The 17,476-nt window shown below is 54.5% G+C and carries 13 protein-coding genes; 8 read left to right on the plus strand and 5 right to left on the minus strand.

Annotated elements, in window-relative coordinates:
* Window positions 1-54 precede the first annotated feature (54 nt).
* Both metB and metL read left to right on the plus strand, forming a co-directional pair.
* The gene (gene metB / locus OGW44_RS00555) at window positions 55-1,215 is read left to right on the plus strand and encodes a cystathionine gamma-synthase (RefSeq protein WP_003028818.1); all 1,161 of its coding nucleotides are present in this window, start codon (window positions 55-57) and stop codon (window positions 1,213-1,215) included.
* Window positions 1,216-1,217: 2 nt separating this feature from the next.
* On the plus strand, window positions 1,218-3,650 hold the full coding sequence (gene metL / locus OGW44_RS00560; protein ID WP_016155268.1) for a bifunctional aspartate kinase/homoserine dehydrogenase II: 2,433 nt from the start codon (window positions 1,218-1,220) through the stop codon (window positions 3,648-3,650).
* Here the strand turns inward: metL and OGW44_RS00565 are convergent.
* Complete coding sequence (locus OGW44_RS00565; RefSeq protein ID WP_185655076.1) at window positions 3,625-4,800, minus strand: cytoplasmic protein; 1,176 nt, start codon at window positions 4,798-4,800, stop codon at window positions 3,625-3,627. The two genes, metL and OGW44_RS00565, sit on opposite strands and share 26 nt — an antisense overlap.
* A gap of 133 nt (window positions 4,801-4,933) precedes the next feature.
* Between OGW44_RS00565 and OGW44_RS00570 the strand changes: the two genes are divergently transcribed.
* Window positions 4,934-6,490 (plus strand): bifunctional metallophosphatase/5'-nucleotidase, encoded by a 1,557-nt coding sequence (locus tag OGW44_RS00570; RefSeq protein WP_019077905.1) that lies wholly within the window; start codon window positions 4,934-4,936, stop codon window positions 6,488-6,490.
* Window positions 6,491-6,527: 37 nt separating this feature from the next.
* Here OGW44_RS00570 and OGW44_RS00575 read toward each other — a convergent pair whose 3' ends face one another.
* The gene (locus tag OGW44_RS00575; protein ID WP_185655086.1) at window positions 6,528-6,905 is read right to left on the minus strand and encodes a carboxymuconolactone decarboxylase family protein; all 378 of its coding nucleotides are present in this window, start codon (window positions 6,903-6,905) and stop codon (window positions 6,528-6,530) included.
* Window positions 6,906-6,994: 89 nt separating this feature from the next.
* On the opposite strand from OGW44_RS00575, the gene OGW44_RS00580 reads away from it, so the two are divergent.
* The 3 genes from OGW44_RS00580 to katG all read left to right on the plus strand — a co-directional run bounded on the left by OGW44_RS00580 (window position 6,995) and on the right by katG (window position 11,297).
* Complete coding sequence (locus OGW44_RS00580) at window positions 6,995-7,903, plus strand: LysR family transcriptional regulator (protein ID WP_185655077.1); 909 nt, start codon at window positions 6,995-6,997, stop codon at window positions 7,901-7,903.
* A 157-nt stretch (window positions 7,904-8,060) separates the two neighbouring features.
* On the plus strand, window positions 8,061-8,948 hold the full coding sequence (gene metF, locus OGW44_RS00585) for a methylenetetrahydrofolate reductase (RefSeq protein ID WP_016155273.1): 888 nt from the start codon (window positions 8,061-8,063) through the stop codon (window positions 8,946-8,948).
* A 168-nt stretch (window positions 8,949-9,116) separates the two neighbouring features.
* On the plus strand, window positions 9,117-11,297 hold the full coding sequence (gene katG / locus OGW44_RS00590) for a catalase/peroxidase HPI (RefSeq protein WP_016155274.1): 2,181 nt from the start codon (window positions 9,117-9,119) through the stop codon (window positions 11,295-11,297).
* Between the two features lie 84 nt (window positions 11,298-11,381).
* On the opposite strand, the gene gldA is transcribed toward katG, so the two are convergent.
* Genes gldA through ptsP form a run of 3 tightly spaced genes read right to left on the minus strand, consistent with a single transcriptional unit; the run spans window position 11,382 to window position 15,677 of the window.
* Window positions 11,382-12,485 (minus strand): bifunctional L-1,2-propanediol dehydrogenase/glycerol dehydrogenase, encoded by a 1,104-nt coding sequence (gene gldA / locus OGW44_RS00595; RefSeq protein WP_185655078.1) that lies wholly within the window; start codon window positions 12,483-12,485, stop codon window positions 11,382-11,384.
* A 12-nt stretch (window positions 12,486-12,497) separates the two neighbouring features.
* Window positions 12,498-13,160: a fructose-6-phosphate aldolase gene (gene fsa, locus OGW44_RS00600; RefSeq protein WP_185655079.1), complete on the minus strand. Its 663-nt coding sequence runs from the start codon at window positions 13,158-13,160 to the stop codon at window positions 12,498-12,500.
* A gap of 15 nt (window positions 13,161-13,175) precedes the next feature.
* A complete protein-coding gene (gene ptsP, locus OGW44_RS00605; protein WP_185655087.1) occupies window positions 13,176-15,677 on the minus strand; it encodes a phosphoenolpyruvate--protein phosphotransferase in 2,502 nt (833 codons plus the stop codon).
* 308 nt (window positions 15,678-15,985) lie between these two features.
* On the opposite strand from ptsP, the gene OGW44_RS00610 reads away from it, so the two are divergent.
* On the plus strand, window positions 15,986-17,065 hold the full coding sequence (locus tag OGW44_RS00610) for a PTS fructose transporter subunit EIIC (RefSeq protein ID WP_003825153.1): 1,080 nt from the start codon (window positions 15,986-15,988) through the stop codon (window positions 17,063-17,065).
* Between the two features lie 14 nt (window positions 17,066-17,079).
* The gene (locus OGW44_RS00615) at window positions 17,080-17,400 is read left to right on the plus strand and encodes a PTS fructose-like transporter subunit IIB (RefSeq protein WP_016155279.1); all 321 of its coding nucleotides are present in this window, start codon (window positions 17,080-17,082) and stop codon (window positions 17,398-17,400) included.
* The last annotated feature ends 76 nt before the right edge of the window (window positions 17,401-17,476 follow it).

Consider the following 17,476-nt stretch of genomic DNA (forward strand, 5'->3'; position numbering starts at 1 on the left):
CTATGATTACTCTGGTGTCTGACTTTTCACCGACTCAGCCAGGATCTCCTCAATATGACGCGTAAACAGGCCACCATCGCAGTGCGTAGCGGGTTAAATGACGACGAACAATACGGTTGCGTTGTCCCGCCGATCCACCTCTCCAGCACCTATAACTTTACCGGTTTTAATGAGCCTCGCGCCCATGACTATTCGCGCCGTGGTAACCCAACGCGTGATGTCGTTCAGCGTGCGCTGGCGGAACTGGAAGGTGGGGCGGGGGCAGTACTGACCAATACCGGCATGTCGGCGATTCATCTGGTGACCACGGTATTCCTCAAGCCTGGCGATCTGCTGGTCGCGCCGCACGACTGCTACGGCGGGAGCTATCGTCTGTTTGACAGCCTGGCAAAGCGTGGCTGTTATCGCGTACTGTTTGTCGATCAAGGAGATGAGCAGGCGTTGCAGGCGGCACTGGCGGAAAAACCGAAGCTGGTGCTGGTAGAAAGCCCAAGCAACCCGCTGCTGCGCGTGGTGGATATCGCGAAAATCTGCCAGCTGGCGCGCGAGGCTGGTGCGGTCAGCGTGGTGGACAACACTTTTTTAAGCCCGGCACTGCAAAATCCACTGGCATTAGGCGCCGATCTGGTGTTGCATTCATGCACGAAATATTTAAACGGTCACTCCGACGTAGTGGCTGGTGTGGTGATAGCAAAAGATCCGGAAACGGTCACTGAACTGGCATGGTGGGCGAATAATATTGGTGTGACCGGCGGCGCGTTTGATAGTTATCTGCTGTTGCGCGGCCTGCGTACTCTGTCACCTCGTATGGAGGTGGCGCAACGTAATGCTCAGGCGATTGTGGATTATCTGCAAACTCAGCCGCTGGTGAAAAAATTGTATCACCCGTCATTGCCGGATAATCAGGGCCATGAGATTGCCGCGCGTCAGCAAAAAGGGTTTGGCGCGATGTTGAGTTTTGAGCTGGATGGCGATGAGCAAACGCTGCGTCGCTTCCTCGGCGGGTTGTCATTGTTTACGCTGGCGGAATCGTTAGGGGGCGTTGAAAGTCTGATCTCCCATGCCGCAACCATGACACACGCGGGAATGGCGCCAGAAGCGCGTGCTGCTGCCGGAATTTCGGAAACGCTGTTGCGTATCTCCACCGGTATTGAAGATGGCGAAGATTTAATTGCCGACCTGGAAAATGGCTTCCGGGCTGCAAACAAGGGGTAAACATGAGTGTGATTGCGCAGGCAGGGACGAAGGGTCGTCAACTGCACAAATTTGGTGGTAGTAGTCTGGCTGATGTGAAATGTTATCTGCGTGTCGCAGGCATTATGGCGGAGTACTCGCAGCCTGATGACATGATGGTTGTTTCAGCCGCAGGCAGTACCACTAACCAGTTGATTAGCTGGCTAAAATTAAGCCAGACCGATCGTCTGTCTGCGCATCAGGTTCAACAGGCGTTACGTCGCTATCAGAGTGAGCTTATCAGCGGTTTGTTACCTCCTGAGGTGGCGGATGGGCTGATCGGCGCGTTTATTCACGATCTGGAGCGCCTGGCCGGATTACTCGACAGCGGCGTGAATGATGCCGTCTATGCTGAAGTCGTCGGGCATGGCGAGGTGTGGTCGGCGCGTTTGATGTCTGCCGTCCTTAACCAACAGGGGCTGGAGTCAGCCTGGCTGGATGCGCGCGATTTTTTACGTGCCGAGCGCGGCGCTCAGCCGCAGGTGGATGAAGGTCTTTCTTACCCATTGCTGCAGCAACTGCTGGCGCAGCATCCGGGCAAACGCCTGGTCGTTACCGGTTTCATTAGTCGCAGCAACGCCGGTGAGACGGTACTGCTGGGGCGTAACGGCTCCGACTACTCGGCGACGCAGGTTGGCGCGTTGGCGGGGGTTTCCCGCGTAACCATCTGGAGCGATGTCGCCGGGGTTTACAGCGCGGATCCGCGTAAAGTAAAAGATGCCTGTCTGCTGCCGCTGCTGCGTCTGGATGAAGCCAGCGAGCTAGCGCGTCTGGCGGCTCCGGTTCTCCATGCCCGCACCCTCCAACCAGTTTCCGGCAGCGATATCGATCTCCAGTTGCGTTGTAGCTATACGCCGGAGCAGGGATCGACGCGTATTGAACGCGTGCTGGCTTCCGGTACCGGGGCACGTATTGTGACCAGCCATGACGACGTTTGCCTGATTGAGTTTCAGGTTCCCACTGGCCAGGACTTTAAACTGGCCTATAAAGAGATTGATCAGATTTTAAAACGCACCCAGGTGCGTCCGCTGGCAGTGGGTGTGCATCCTGACCGCCAACTGCTGCAATTTTGCTATACCTCCGAAGTCGCTGATGGCGCACTGAAAATTCTGGATGAAGCTGGCCTGCCGGGCGAGCTGCGTCTGCGCCAGGGGCTGGCGCTGGTGGCGATGGTTGGGGCGGGCGTCACCCGTAACCCGCTGCACTGCCATCGCTTTTGGCAACAGCTGAAAGGTCAGCCGGTCGAATTCACCTGGCAGTCGGAAGAGGGCATTAGTCTGGTCGCCGTCTTGCGTACCGGGCCAACGGAGAGCCTGATTCAGGGTCTGCACCAGTCAATCTTCCGCGCGGAAAAACGCATTGGTCTGGTGCTGTTCGGCAAAGGCAACATTGGGTCGCGTTGGCTGGAGCTGTTTGCCCGCGAGCAGAGCACGCTCTCGGCGCGTACCGGATTAGAGTTCGTGCTGGCAGGAGTGGTTGATAGTCGCCGTAGCCTGCTGAATTACGAAGGGCTGGATGCCAGCCGCGCATTGGCCTTCTTCGATGACGAGGCGGTAGAACAGGATGAAGAGTCATTGTTCCTGTGGATGCGCGCTCACCCGTATGATGATTTAGTGGTGCTGGACGTCACTGCCAGCGAGCAGTTGGCGGAGCAGTATCTGGATTTCGCCAGTCATGGCTTCCACGTTATCAGCGCCAACAAGCTGGCGGGGGCGAGCAGCAGTAATAATTACCGCCAGATTCATGACGCCTTTGAAAAAACCGGTCGCCACTGGCTGTATAACGCCACCGTAGGCGCAGGCTTGCCGATCAACCATACCGTGCGCGATCTGATTGATAGCGGAGATACTATTCTGTCGATCAGTGGGATCTTCTCCGGCACGTTGTCGTGGTTGTTCCTGCAATTTGATGGCACGGTCCCGTTCACCGATCTGGTGGATCAGGCGTGGCAGCAGGGTCTGACTGAACCTGATCCGCGCGTGGATCTTTCCGGCAAAGATGTGATGCGCAAGCTGGTGATTCTGGCGCGTGAAGCGGGTTACGACATCGAACCGGACCAGGTACGCGTAGAATCGCTGGTGCCTGCGCACTGTGAAGCAGGTTCTATTGACCATTTCTTTGAAAATGGCGATGAGCTGAACGAGCAGATGGTGCAACGCCTGGAAGCGGCACGTGAAATGGGACTGGTGCTACGCTATGTGGCGCGTTTTGACGCTAACGGTAAGGCACGCGTTGGCGTTGAAGCGGTACGCCCTGAGCACCCGCTGGCGGCACTACTGCCGTGCGATAACGTCTTCGCCATTGAAAGCCGTTGGTATCGTGATAACCCGCTGGTCATTCGCGGACCGGGGGCGGGCCGCGATGTGACCGCCGGGGCGATTCAGTCTGATATCAACCGCCTGGCGCAACTGCTGTAGTTTTTGTTGCCGGATAACATGTGTAAACATCGCCCTCAATGAGGGCGTTGTATTTATCTGCCAGCGACCTTATCGCCTGAAACACCGAATGGGCAGAGTAACGGGTACTTTGCTGAAATTCCGTCTGTTGCCGCAACCAGGCGAGAAAATGATGGCTTGCCGCCAGGGTTATTGACGCGCTTTCTTCAACCCGCCCCTGCGTTAACAAACACACCATTTTACGCATATCGCCTCGTTGCCAGATTTGCCACTGATTTCGCCACCATCCCTGATACGTTTTACCCAGCAATTGCCAGGGCAGCGTGCGCTGATCGCTATTCATTTCTTCATCAATAAACCACAGCGAGGCGCGATGATGGCGAAACTGTTCCGCCCATGCGGTAATCGCTGCGCCGCGCAGGAAGCATTCGTGGGCAATAATATGGGTTTTTACCTCTGGCCACAGATGGCTCAGCAGGCGGAAATGCCCATGGGCAGTAATGACCGGGCGTAAAATCGCGCCGCTGGCGTTCCGTTTGAGTATGGCGCTGCCGTACTGGATTTCATCAAACTGGCTGCGGCGTAAAAACTGGGTTTCCCGCTGACTCACTCGCTCAATGATATCGTCGTGAATGACTGTTGGCTCAGCAGTGCCACGCCAGCGGTAAAGCAATGATATGCCGGCAGTGTGCGGCGTGAAGTTGCTGGAAATATGCAGAACATTGCCGCGAATAGCGTCAAAAGAGAGTAATACATAGAGTTGCTGGCCTGCACTAACGCCCTGAAAAGGGACGAGCAAGGGAATCGTCGCTATTTGTTCTGGCAAAACGATGCCGGTGGGAGGCGCCTGCTTTGGTGTCCACACTTTTTTGCAGTTTCGGCACTGGACGCGCTGGCTGCCCTGGGGATTATGCCCATAGCGGATGATTTCTCGTTGGTAGCAACATGGGCAAAACTGACCACGATTAGCGGCGAAATCCGCTAAATATGCCGACAACCAGCAACGGAACTGTTCCTCATCAAACAGCGGTGGAAGGCTGCCGCATGCCCGGCAATGCAGTGCGGCATAACCCAGCCGATATTCTGGCCAGCTGTAATCAGCTGAGCTCGCCAGCCCCAGATTTTTGCAGCCAAAGGATTTGCAGCAATTGATAGTGAACAGTGACGTCATCCTGTTACCAACGATTTTTAATGGTCGTTGATTTTGGCCTGCAACTATCACCGATGGATGTGAGTTTTCTCACATAAAAAAACCTTTCAGAACGTAACGTAGCGAATCTTTATATGACTGAAAGGGATTGGTTATGAAGCTAAAAATGCTTGCTGTCGGTGTTCTGGTATCTTTACCGCTCTGGGCGAGTGCCAAAGATGTCACGATTATTTATACCAACGATCTCCATGCCCATGTCGAACCTTATAAAGTGCCATGGATTGCCAATGGCACACGAGATATTGGCGGTTGGGCCAATATCTCGGCGATGGTGAAGCAGGAGAAAGCGAAAAATAGCGCCACCTGGTTTTTGGATGCTGGCGACTATTTCACCGGGCCATATATCAGCAGCCTGACCAAGGGGAAGGCGATTATCGATATCATGAACACCATGAATTTTGACGCTGTCACCATGGGTAATCATGAATTCGATCACGGTTGGGACAATACGCTGCTGCAGCTGAGCCAGGCAAAGTTTCCGATCGTGCAGGGCAACATCTTTTACCAAAACAGCAGCAAAATGTTCTGGGATAAGCCTTACACCATTATTGAAAAAGATGGCGTAAAGATAGGCGTGATTGGCCTGCACGGCGTGTTTGCTTTTGATGATACGGTTTCCGCTGCGACACGTGTCGGGATCGAGGCGCGGGATGAAGTGAAGTGGTTGCAACGCTATATCGATGAGCTGAAAGGCAAAGTCGATCTCACCGTGGCGCTGATCCATGAAGGCACGCCAGCGCGTCAGTCCAGTCTGGGGGGCACCGATGTACGCCGTGCGCTGGATAAAGACATCCAGACCGCAGGCCAGGTGCAGGGGTTGGACATCCTGATCACCGGTCATGCGCATGTGGGCACGCCGGAGCCGATTAAAGTAGGTAACACCCTGATTCTGTCTACCGACAGCGGCGGCATTGATGTGGGTAAACTGGTGCTGGATTACCAGCAAAAACCGCATCAATTTACCGTGAAGAACTTCGAGCTGAAAACCATTTTTGCTGATGAGTGGCAGCCAGACCCGCAGACGAAACAGGTCATTGATGGCTGGAATAAAAAGCTCGATAAAGTGGTGCAGCAGACGGTTGCCAACGCGCCGGTTGAGCTGACGCGTGCTTACGGTGAATCTTCTTCGCTGGGAAATCTGGCGGCAGATGCGTTGCTGGTTGCGGCGGGTAAAGATACCCAGTTAGCGCTCACTAACTCGGGCGGCATCCGGAATGAAATCCCTGCTGGAGTCATCACCATGGGCGCAGTCATTAGCACCTTCCCGTTCCCGAATGAGCTGGCAACCATGGATCTCACCGGGAAGCAGTTACGTAGCCTGATGGAGCACGGCGCGGGTTTAAGCAACGGTGTATTGCAGGTGTCCAAAGGACTGGAGATGAAGTATGACAGCAGTAAACCGGTTGGTCTGCGGGTTAGCGTATTGACGTTAAACGGCAAACCCATTGAGGATGCCACGGTTTATCACATTGCCACCAATAGCTTCCTGGCTGACGGCGGTGATGGTTTCACGACATTTACTGAAGGTAAAGCGCGTAACACATCCGGCGGTTACTATGTCTCTAATGCGGTCGTGGATTATTTCAAAGCGGGAAATACGCTGACGGATGAGCAACTCAAAGGCATGCGTGTGGAAGATGTGAAACCGTAGTGAGGTCAGGCCAGCAGATATTCCGCTGGCCTTTGTTTTAACCTCTGTGGGAGGCAAACACCTCTTTTGCAGCGAACAGGCCGTTGAGTGCTGCCGGGAATCCCGCATAAACAGCCATCTGCATCATCACTTCAATAATCTCTTCCTGCGTTAAGCCAACGTGCAGCGCGGCGGCGATGTGTACCTTAAGCTGCGGTGCGGCGTTACCCATGGCGGTGAGCGCGGCGACGGTGGCAATTTCTCTACTGCGTAAATCCAGCCCCGGCCTTGAATAGATGTCGCCAAAAGGAAATTCAATCAGGTATTGGGCGAAGTCTGGCGCAATATCCTGCAGACTTTCGACTACCGCATCTCCGCCTTTTCCATCTACTTTTTGCAACATCTCCTGACCGGTAATAAAGCGTTCTGAAGGCACCATTTCTTCCTCTTTCGTGTGGTCTGTGGCATGAGGATAGAGCGTGCGGAATGATTGGGGTAATACCGTTTCCGTGATACCTTTTCGGTATGACAACATCGCCTTTGCACTCTCTGGATATCCGCCTTCTACGCTATTTTTCCGTGGTGGCGGAAGAGAACAACATGAGTCGAGCGGCGCAGCGTTTATTTATGTCGCAGCCGCCGCTGAGTCGCCACATTCGCCAGCTTGAAGAGCGCCTGGGGGTGACGCTTTTTGTCCGTCATACCCGTGGACTTACGCTGACGGAGGACGGCCAGCGCGTCCTTGAAATCGTGCGCCCGCTATTGGCGTTACAGGATAAAACCTGGACGGCGTTGAGTCAGATAGCGAAGACGGGAGAGCAATCTCTGCGCTTAGGGCTAAGTACGGCGTTTGAGCAGGGCGTTTTTGCGGCGCTTGAGTCGCAGCTTGCTACGCGTGTACAGAAGCTACATATTGTCCGTCATGGTTCGCCTGAACTGGCGCGTCAGGTGCGTCGGGGAAAACTGGATGCAGCGCTGGTGGCGCTACCGCTTGAGAATTCGGGTCTTAGCGTCACGCCGCTCGGCTGGCAAGAATCGATGATCGCCGCCTTACCCGCGCTCTGGCCAGAGGCGGCTCTGCCTTCGCTCTCGTTAACGTCGCTGAACCACCGACCGCTGTTCTGGTTCAAACGTGAACGTAACCCTGCTTTTTTTGATTACACTCGACACATTTTTCGTCGTGCCGGTTACTCTCCTACCCTTATTGAGGAGCCGATGGAACATGACGTGCTGCTGGCACGGATCGCGCAGGGTGACGGTCTGAGCCTGGTTCCGGCCTCCTTTTCCGCTATCCAGCGTCAGGGCGTGATCTTCCTTCCGCTTACTGATACAGAATTGCGGCTTAGCATGGGGTTAGCGACGCTGCCTGAGAACGTAACAAAAGTAGAGTGGCTACAGACGGTCGCGACGCAATCTCTCACCATTTCAAGCTGATGTGAATTTTTTTCACGTTGGCTGAGTATTCCTCACCTTTAACGATGATTTTTGTGTTGACGCCAGCATGCTTTTCCGTCATTTTTACATCTAGACGTCTAAACGTATAGCAGTTCACAACACAACATATAACGACAAAAGATTGATGAGGTAAGGTATGAGCTTTTTTCACGCCAACCAGCGGGAAGCCCTGAATCAGAGCCTGGCAGAAGTGCAGGGTCAGATTAACGTTTCGTTTGAGTTTTTCCCGCCGCGCACCAGTGAAATGGAGCAAACCCTGTGGAACTCCATCGATCGCCTGAGCAGCCTGAAGCCGAAGTTTGTTTCAGTTACTTACGGTGCAAACTCTGGTGAGCGCGACCGTACGCACAGCATTATTAAAGGCATTAAGGATCGCACAGGTCTTGAAGCGGTCCCGCACCTGACATGCATTGATGCGACCCGTGATGAGCTGCGTACCATTGCTCAGGACTACTGGCATAACGGTATTCGTCATATTGTTGCCCTGCGCGGTGATCTGCCGCCGGGAAGCGGTAAACCGGATATGTATGCTTCCGACCTGGTGACTCTGCTGAAAGACGTTGCAGACTTCGATATCTCCGTTGCGGCTTACCCGGAAGTGCACCCGGAAGCCAAAAGCGCTCAGGCGGATTTGCTGAACCTGAAGCGTAAGGTTGATGCCGGTGCAAACCGCGCGATCACCCAGTTTTTCTTCGATGTAGAAAGCTATCTGCGCTTTCGCGATCGCTGCGTGTCTGCGGGAATCGATGTGGAAATTATTCCGGGCATCCTGCCGGTATCTAACTTTAAGCAGGCGAAAAAATTTGCTGACATGACCAACGTCCGCATTCCTGCGTGGATGTCGACCATGTTTGATGGTCTTGATGATGACGCGGAAACCCGCAAGCTGGTAGGCGCGAATATCGCCATGGATATGGTGAAAATTCTCAGTCGCGAAGGGGTGAAGGATTTTCACTTCTATACCCTCAACCGTGCCGAGATGAGCTACGCTATTTGTCACACACTGGGTGTAAGACCTAACTAAACAGATGCCCCAGCCCTCTACGGAGGGCTTTTTGTTGATCATTTTGATCTACATCTCTGTAACTTAAAATATAAAAGGAATTAGCTATCGAATCTGTGGGTTATTTCGACTATATCTTATCTCTGGTGGTGTATATCGTAGTCAGAACACTGTAAAGGGAGCATATAGATGAGCATGTCCGACGATAGCCAAAACGCATCAACTGCCGGTAAGTGTCCTTTTCATCAAGGCGGTCACGATCAGAGCGCGGGAGCAGGAACGAACAACCGCGACTGGTGGCCAAATCAACTCCGCGTTGATCTTTTAAACCAACATTCCAACCGTTCGAACCCGCTGGGTGAGGACTTCGACTACCGCAAAGAGTTTAGTAAACTCGACTATTCTGCCCTGAAAGGGGATCTCAGAGCCCTTCTGTCCGAATCTCAACCGTGGTGGCCCGCTGACTGGGGAACCTATGCCGGATTGTTTATCCGCATGGCATGGCACGGCGCGGGAACCTATCGCTCTATCGATGGACGCGGTGGAGCGGGTCGCGGACAGCAGCGTTTTGCACCACTGAACTCCTGGCCGGACAACGTCAGCCTTGATAAAGCGCGTCGTCTGCTGTGGCCAATCAAGCAGAAATATGGTCAGAAAATTTCCTGGGCCGACCTGTTTATCCTCGCGGGTAACGTGGCGCTGGAAAACTCAGGTTTCCGTACCTTTGGCTTTGGTGCCGGTCGTGAAGATGTCTGGGAACCGGATCTCGACGTAAACTGGGGTGATGAAAAAGCCTGGCTGACTCACCGTCACCCGGAAGAGCTGGCAAAAGCGCCGCTGGGCGCCACCGAAATGGGCCTTATTTATGTGAACCCGGAAGGGCCGGACCATAGCGGCGAACCGCTTTCTGCGGCAGCGGCTATTCGCGCGACCTTCGGTAACATGGGGATGAACGACGAAGAAACCGTGGCGCTGATTGGCGGCGGTCATACGTTGGGCAAAACCCACGGCGCAGCAGCGGCATCGCACGTTGGCGCCGATCCAGAATCCGCACCGATTGAAGCGCAGGGCCTGGGTTGGGCCAGCAGCTACGGTAGTGGCGCGGGCGCGGATGCAATTACTTCTGGTCTGGAAGTGGTGTGGACGCAGACGCCTACCCAATGGAGCAACTATTTCTTCGAGAACCTGTTCAAATATGAGTGGGTGCAGACTCGCAGTCCGGCAGGCGCGATTCAGTTTGAAGCGGTTGACGCGCCAGAAATTATTCCCGATCCGTTTGATCCGTCGAAAAAACGCAAGCCGACGATGCTGGTTACCGACCTGACGCTGCGTTTCGATCCTGAGTTCGAGAAGATCTCTCGCCGTTTCCTGAACGATCCGCAAGCGTTCAACGAAGCGTTTGCCCGTGCGTGGTTTAAACTGACGCACCGCGATATGGGGCCAAAATCGCGTTACATTGGCCCGGAAGTGCCAAAAGAAGATCTGATCTGGCAAGACCCGCTGCCGCATGCGTTCTTCAACCCAAGCGAAGAAGATATCCTGAAGCTGAAGGCGACCATCGCTGCTTCCGGACTGTCCGTGGGCGAACTGGTATCGGTAGCGTGGGCTTCGGCATCGACTTTCCGTGGCGGGGATAAACGTGGCGGCGCTAACGGTGCACGTCTGGCGCTGGACCCACAACGCGGCTGGGATGTGAATGCCACCGCGGCACGCGTTCTGCCTGTGCTGGAAGGTATTTATAAGTCTGCCCATACTGCCTCGTTGGCCGATATTATCGTGCTGGCCGGTGTTGTCGGTATCGAGCAGGCGGCTAGCGCTGCGGGTGTCAGCATCAAGGTACCTTTTGCGCCGGGTCGTGTGGATGCGCGTCAGGATCAAACGGATATTGAGATGTTTGAACTGCTTGAGCCGATTGCCGATGGTTTCCGTAACTACCGCGCTCGTCCTGACGTGTCGACCACCGAGTCGCTGCTGATCGACAAAGCGCAGCAGTTGACGCTAACCGCACCGGAAATGACGGTGCTGGTGGGCGGTATGCGCGTACTGGGCACCAACTTTGATGGTAGCCAGCACGGCGTCTTTACCGATCGCCCTGGCGTACTCAGCACTGACTTCTTCGTCAATCTGCTGGATATGCGTCATGAGTGGAAGGCGGTTGATGAGTCACAAGAGCTGTTTGAAGGTCGTGACCGTTCGAGCGGCGAAGTAAAATACACCGCAACTCGCGCCGATCTGGTGTTTGGTTCTAACTCTGTACTACGCGCAGTGGCTGAAGTTTATGCCTGCAGCGATGCTCACGAGAAGTTCGTGAGAGATTTCGTTGCCGCATGGGTGAAAGTGATGAACCTGGATCGTTTCGATCTGCTGTAACAGACCATGCCGGATGTCGCTTGCGCGGGTCCGGCATAGTATGAACAAAAAATCCCCGCAATTGCGGGGATTTTTATTGGCCGGTTATTCCCACTCTTGCAGGTAACGTTGACCGTACTGGTCAGCCACCAGCAGGGCGGCATACACCTGGTCCGGCGTTGCGCCGCCAGGCATGTTGTGGATGGTTTCGCCTTCGGCACAGGCAGCTTCAGCCACAATGCGCATTTTCGCCGGAATATCCTGTTTGATGTCCAGTTGCGCCAGGGTAATCGGCAGGCCAACGGAATGACACAGCGCCGCAACGGTTTCAATTTCATCGACCGGCGCATTTTCCAGGAACAGTTGCGTCAGCGTGCCGAAAGCCACTTTCTCGCCGTGGTAATAGTGATGCGCATCCGGGATTGCCGTCAGGCCGTTATGGATGGCGTGCGCCGCTGCCAGACCGCCGCTTTCAAAACCGACGCCGCTCAGATAGGTGTTGGCTTCAATAACGCGCTCCAGCGCAGGCGTTACCACGTGCTGCTCGGCAGCCAGCATCGCTTTTTCACCTTCTTCTATCAGCGTATTAAAGCACAGCTCAGCCAGCGCCAGCGCCGCCTGAGTGCACTGACCGCCCGCCATGGTGGTTGCGCCGCTGCGTGAACAGGCGCGCGCTTCGAACCAGGTCGCCAACGCATCGCCGATGCCCGCGGCTAACAGACGCGCCGGTGCGCCCGCGACAATTTTGGTATCAACAATGACCCTGTCCGGGTTATTGGGCAGCAGCAAATAGCGATCGAATTCACCGGCATCGGTGTAAATAACGGACAGCGCGCTGCACGGTGCATCGGTAGAGGCGATGGTTGGCGCAATGGCGACAGGCACGCCCATAAAGTGCGCCAGCGCTTTGGCGGTATCCAGCGTTTTACCGCCGCCAATACCAAGTACTGCGCCACATTGCGCTTTTTCTGCCACGCCGCGCAGACGGTCGATTTCGTTTTGTGAACACTCGCCGCCAAACGGTGCAATCTCCAGCGCCAGTCCGGCATCCTGGAAGCTTTTTTCCAGTGCGCCCTGGGCAAAGCCTAAGACAAACTTGTCCCCAACGACCAGCCAGCGCTCTGCCAGTGGTTTGAGGTAGTTGCCAAGACGGGTAATAACATCGGCACCCTGGATGTACTTACCAGGTGATTGAATAATGCGATCCATACTTTATTTCCCTCACAGGTTGATGTGACCAAATGTATTGTTCCAGTCATGTTCAAACTTCTCTATTGCTGACTCTACCGCAGGGGTATTGAGCATTTGTTGCGCTACGTCTAATGGCAGGGTGATTGCTTCGCATCCTGCTAGTAAGCAATCCAGCGCCTGACGAGGGGTTTTAAAGCTGGCTGCCAGTACCATGCTGTTGGGCGCATGCAGTTCCAGTAACGTTTGCAGTTCTTGTACCGTGCGAATTCCGTCGCCGCCCTGCGCGTCAATACGGTTAACGTAAGGCGCGATATATTTCGCCCCCGCCAGCGCTGCCAGCAGCCCCTGAGAGGCACTGTACACGGCGGTTCCCAGCGTGGTGATACCCTCTTTTTTCAGCATCTTGATCGCGGCCAGACCTTCGGATGTCACCGGGATTTTTACCACCAGACCGGGGACCGCGTTGCTCAGACGTTTGGCTTCCTCCACCATGCCTTGTGCGTCTCGGCTCATGGTTTGGGCAAACAGAATGCCCTCTTCGCCAATGGCGTTTTGCAGGCGCGGCAGCACATCCCAGATGGATTCTTTGTTTACTGCCACAATGCTTGGGTTGGTGGTGACACCCGCGATTGGGAAGATGCGTGCCAGACGTTCGACTTCCGCGACGTTGGCGGTATCAAGGTAAAGTTCCATACAAAAACACCCTCTTTAAAGTTCAAGTTCATGTTGCAGCAGGCTGGCGATAGCGTCGGCAGAGACGGCGTTAACCAGCGCGTTACGGAATTCTTCATGCATAATGCGCCGTGCCAGACGCGAGAAAATACGCATATGCTGGTCGCCCGCGGCGTGTTTGTTGAGCGTCAGCATAATAATGAACTGCGCATCATCATCACCCCAACGTACCGGCGCTTGCAGGCGCGCTACGCTGATAGTGGACTGCTCAATATGTTCTGATTTGCTGTGTGGAATGGCGAAGCTAAAACCTAATCCGGTAGAGAAGACCGCTTCGCGCGCCCACAGATCGGCTTCCAGTTTACGCGGATAGCGGCAACGACCTGCCAGCAGGAGGTTGTCGGTCATCCCTTTGATGACCTCCTCTTTACTACGCCAGTCGCTATCCAGCGTGATGCACTCGGCGGTAACCAGAGGGGTATCCTGTTGGGTCATGCGGAACTGGGCCAGCAGATGTTCGACCTCCAGCGACGTTCGACACGCCATTGCTTGATTCAGCAACTGACGGCAGGCGCGGCTGTCAAGTTGCGCCATCCGCGCTTTGGCGGCGGGAATGGAGGGAGCGCTCATGCTGATCTCGTCCAGACCCAGTCCCACAAGCAGCGGTAGTACTGAACCTTTAGCGCCAAGTTCGCCGCACAGGCCAATCCATTTCCCCTGACGATGTACCGCCTGTACGGCGTAATCCAGTGCGCGCAAGAAGGCTGGATTCAGGCTGTTGTAATGGCGGGTAACTTTGGCGTTGTCGCGGTCGACCGCCAGCAGGTATTGCGTCAGGTCATTACTGCCAATACTAAAGAAATCAATTTCTTCGCAGCATTGATCGATGATGAACATCACTGACGGAACCTCCAGCATGATACCGAGCGGGATCTTCTCATCAAACGGGATGTGTTCAGTACGCAGTTGCTGTTTGGCTTCGGCCAGCTTCTCTTTGACCCACAGGATCTCTTCCATAGAGGAGATCATTGGGATCATGATTTTCAGGCTACCGTGCGCTGATGCGCGCAGGATCGATCGCAGTTGTGTGGTAAACAAAGCGGCGTATTCTTCATAGATACGCACCGCGCGATAACCGAGGAACGGGTTGGCTTCGGCAGGAATATTCAGGTAATCAACGGGTTTATCACCGCCGATATCCATGGTGCGCACAATGATGCTGCGTCCCTGCGCGGGCTCCAGCGCCTGGCAGAAAATGTTGTATAGCTCGTTCTCATCCGGGGCGCAGGTACGGTCCATATACAGCATTTCCGTGCGAAACAGGCCAACCGCTTCCGCACCGTTGCCAAAGGCTGCTTGCGCTTCCACGGAATGGGCGATGTTGGCGGCGACTTCCATGCGGATGCCATCACCCGTGCGCGCCTCCTGGGTCAGCCAGATACGTTGTTGTTCTCGAATGGCATCCTGGATACGGGCTTCCTGCTGGTAGTAACGTACGACGGATTCATCAGGGGCAACAATGACCGCTCCTGCGTTACCATCGATATAAACCGTTTGCTGCAGCCATGGCATCAAGGATTCAATATCCACGCCAACCAGCGTAGGAATGTTGAATGACCGGGCGAGAATCACCGTGTGTGAAGTGGTACCGCCGCTTTTTAACAGCAAGCCTTTCAGCAATGTTTTGTCCAGTTCGAGGAACTGGCTCGGTGTGAGCTCGTCCGCCATACAGACCGTAGGCTGGGTTAGTTTTCCCGGCGCAGGGAAACGCTGCTCTCCATAAATTTGCTGCAGAAGCTGGAAGCAGACATCGCGCACATCCAGCGCACGTTCCTGTAAATAACTGCTGCTGGAGCGGGCGAATTCATCACAAAAATGTCCGGCACTTTCGACAATCGCCTGGGCGCAGCTTAACCCGCGAGATACTCCAGCGAGCAGGTGCTGACGCAGTGAGAGGTCGCTTGCCAGCGAGCGGTGTGCTTCCAGAATCGCACTGGTTGCGCCGTCGCTGTCGAGTAACCGAAACGCAATATTCTTCATCAGCAGCGTTAAGCCGTTATCCAGTGCCGCCTGCTCGGTTTCAATATCTTTAGCGGATGGGAGATTGTTAAGGGCGTTGAGATCCAGCGAAGAGAGCAGACTAAGTACGCCTCCCGCACTGCCGCTGCAGACGGTGCGAGCGCGAAAAAGCTGTGGGTTTAGATTGGTGAGGGATGCAGGAAGTGGCTCCAGCTCGTTGCTTTTGGCTTCCGCTAGCGGTGCATCGCAGTGTGGAAATTCATTACGTAACCATTGGGTTAAATGCTGGTGGGCTGCCTGTTCATCTGCACCGGAAATCAGCAACTGGCAGCTATCACCCGCCAGAGTATCGGTGCCAATCAGTGCCAATGCGCTCTTGGCGTTACCCCTACGTTCGGTACGCAGGTTGTGCCACTCAATGTGCGAAGTAAAGGTGTTGCACTGCGTTTCTATGTGACTTGCCGGGCGCGCATGTACGCCATTGGGCAGCTCACAGGTAAATTCCACAATCAGGGCCATAGCCTCATCTCCCATAACGATTTCTCGCTACAGGATAAAAGGGCAACGCCTGAACCTGCCATCTGACAAATCTGCCAAAAACTGGATAAATGTAATGTAACCATCAAAGTGAGATATCCCTCACAAGTCAGCATGTCCTCTATAAACTCCGAGAAACTACAAGTTATGAGGCGGATCGCATTTTTGCGCTGACATTACAAAAGTCCAGCAAATGGCCTTTTTATCCACTGTTTGCGCCGCGTCGGATTGCCTATTGTTTTCCGCAACAAGTTTATGGATATGGGCTTTAGGCAGCCTGGGAGCGACTTATGAAAGAGTTGGTACAAATCCTGAAAAATACCCGTCAGCACCTGATGACGGGTGTTTCGCATATGATCCCCTTCGTAGTCGCGGGTGGAATTTTGCTGGCGGTCTCCGTCATGTTGTATGGCAAGGGCGCGGTACCGGATGCGGCGACCGATCCTAATCTCAAGAAACTGTTTGATATTGGCGTCGCAGGGCTGACGTTGATGGTGCCATTCCTTGCCGCTTACATTGGTTATTCCATTGCTGAACGTTCTGCTCTCGCCCCTTGTGCGATTGGCGCATGGGTGGGAAACAGCTTCGGCGCAGGTTTTTTCGGCGCGCTAATTGCCGGGATTATTGGCGGTATCGTCGTCCATTATCTGAAGAAGATCCCCGTACATAAGGTGTTGCGATCGGTAATGCCTATCTTCGTTATTCCTATTGTCGGCACTTTTATCACCGCAGGCATCATGATGTGGGGCCTGGGAGAACCCGTTGGTGCGTTAACCACTAGCCTAACCGAGTGGCTGCAGGGTATGCAGCAAGGCAGCATCGTGCTGCTGGCGGTAATTATGGGACTGATGTTGGCCTTCGATATGGGTGGGCCGATTAACAAAGTTGCCTACGCCTTCATGCTGATTTGCGTGGCGCAGGGTGTTTATACCGTGGTGGCAATCGCCGCGGTAGGGATCTGCGTGCCGCCGCTGGGCTTAGGTTTGGCGACGCTGATTGGTCGTAAGAATTTCTCTTCTGAAGAACGTGAAGCCGGTAAAGCCGCGCTGGTGATGGGCTGCGTTGGCGTAACGGAAGGCGCAATTCCTTTTGCTGCCGCCGATCCGCTGCGCGTTATCCCATCCATTATGGTGGGTTCCGCCTGCGGCACGGTAACCGCCGCGCTGTTTGGTGCGCAGTGTTATGCCGGCTGGGGCGGGCTGATTGTTCTGCCGGTCGTGGAAGGAAAATTGGGTTATATCGCGGCGGTTGCCGTGGGGGCTGTAGTGACCGCTGTGTGCGTTAACGTACTGAAAAGTCTGGCGCGGAAAAAAGTGTCTCAGGTCGACCAGAAAGAAGACGACCTGGATTTAGATTTTGAAATGAATTAAGCGAGGAATGAGTCATGACCAAGATTATCGCAGTAACTGCATGTCCTTCTGGCGTTGCCCACACCTATATGGCCGCCGAAGCGCTGGAAAGCGCCGCTAAAGCCAAGGGGTGGGAAGTAAAGGTTGAGACTCAGGGGTCGATCGGTCTGGAAAACGAACTGACCGCGGCGGATGTGGCAGAAGCCGACATGGTGATTCTGACCAAAGACATTGGTATTAAGTTTGAAGAGCGTTTTGCGGGCAAAACTATCGTTCGTGTCAACATCAGCGATGCAGTGAAACGTGCCGACGCCATCATGAACAAGATTGGCGCACACCTTGCGCAAACCGCATAACGGTTTGTTTGCCGGAGGGGGGGGGCGACTTATCCGGCCTACTGATACGTAGGCCAGATAAGCACAGCGCCATCTG

Origin of the sequence: Citrobacter sp. Cb023 (assembly GCF_030336805.1) — a bacterium.
GTDB lineage: Bacteria > Pseudomonadota > Gammaproteobacteria > Enterobacterales > Enterobacteriaceae > Citrobacter > Citrobacter braakii.

What these genes read in the sequence shown, in the direction of transcription:
- metB (WP_003028818.1), top strand. Translation starts at nt 55, where the DNA reads ATGACGCGTAAACAGGCCACCATCGCAGTGCGTAGCGGGTTAAATGAC.
- metL (WP_016155268.1), top strand. Translation starts at nt 1,218, where the DNA reads ATGAGTGTGATTGCGCAGGCAGGGACGAAGGGTCGTCAACTGCACAAA.
- OGW44_RS00565 (WP_185655076.1), bottom strand. Translation starts at nt 4,800, where the DNA reads ATGACGTCACTGTTCACTATCAATTGCTGCAAATCCTTTGGCTGCAAA.
- OGW44_RS00570 (WP_019077905.1), top strand. Translation starts at nt 4,934, where the DNA reads ATGAAGCTAAAAATGCTTGCTGTCGGTGTTCTGGTATCTTTACCGCTC.
- OGW44_RS00580 (WP_185655077.1), top strand. Translation starts at nt 6,995, where the DNA reads ATGACAACATCGCCTTTGCACTCTCTGGATATCCGCCTTCTACGCTAT.
- metF (WP_016155273.1), top strand. Translation starts at nt 8,061, where the DNA reads ATGAGCTTTTTTCACGCCAACCAGCGGGAAGCCCTGAATCAGAGCCTG.
- katG (WP_016155274.1), top strand. Translation starts at nt 9,117, where the DNA reads ATGAGCATGTCCGACGATAGCCAAAACGCATCAACTGCCGGTAAGTGT.
- gldA (WP_185655078.1), bottom strand. Translation starts at nt 12,485, where the DNA reads ATGGATCGCATTATTCAATCACCTGGTAAGTACATCCAGGGTGCCGAT.
- fsa (WP_185655079.1), bottom strand. Translation starts at nt 13,160, where the DNA reads ATGGAACTTTACCTTGATACCGCCAACGTCGCGGAAGTCGAACGTCTG.
- ptsP (WP_185655087.1), bottom strand. Translation starts at nt 15,677, where the DNA reads ATGGCCCTGATTGTGGAATTTACCTGTGAGCTGCCCAATGGCGTACAT.
- OGW44_RS00610 (WP_003825153.1), top strand. Translation starts at nt 15,986, where the DNA reads ATGAAAGAGTTGGTACAAATCCTGAAAAATACCCGTCAGCACCTGATG.
- OGW44_RS00615 (WP_016155279.1), top strand. Translation starts at nt 17,080, where the DNA reads ATGACCAAGATTATCGCAGTAACTGCATGTCCTTCTGGCGTTGCCCAC.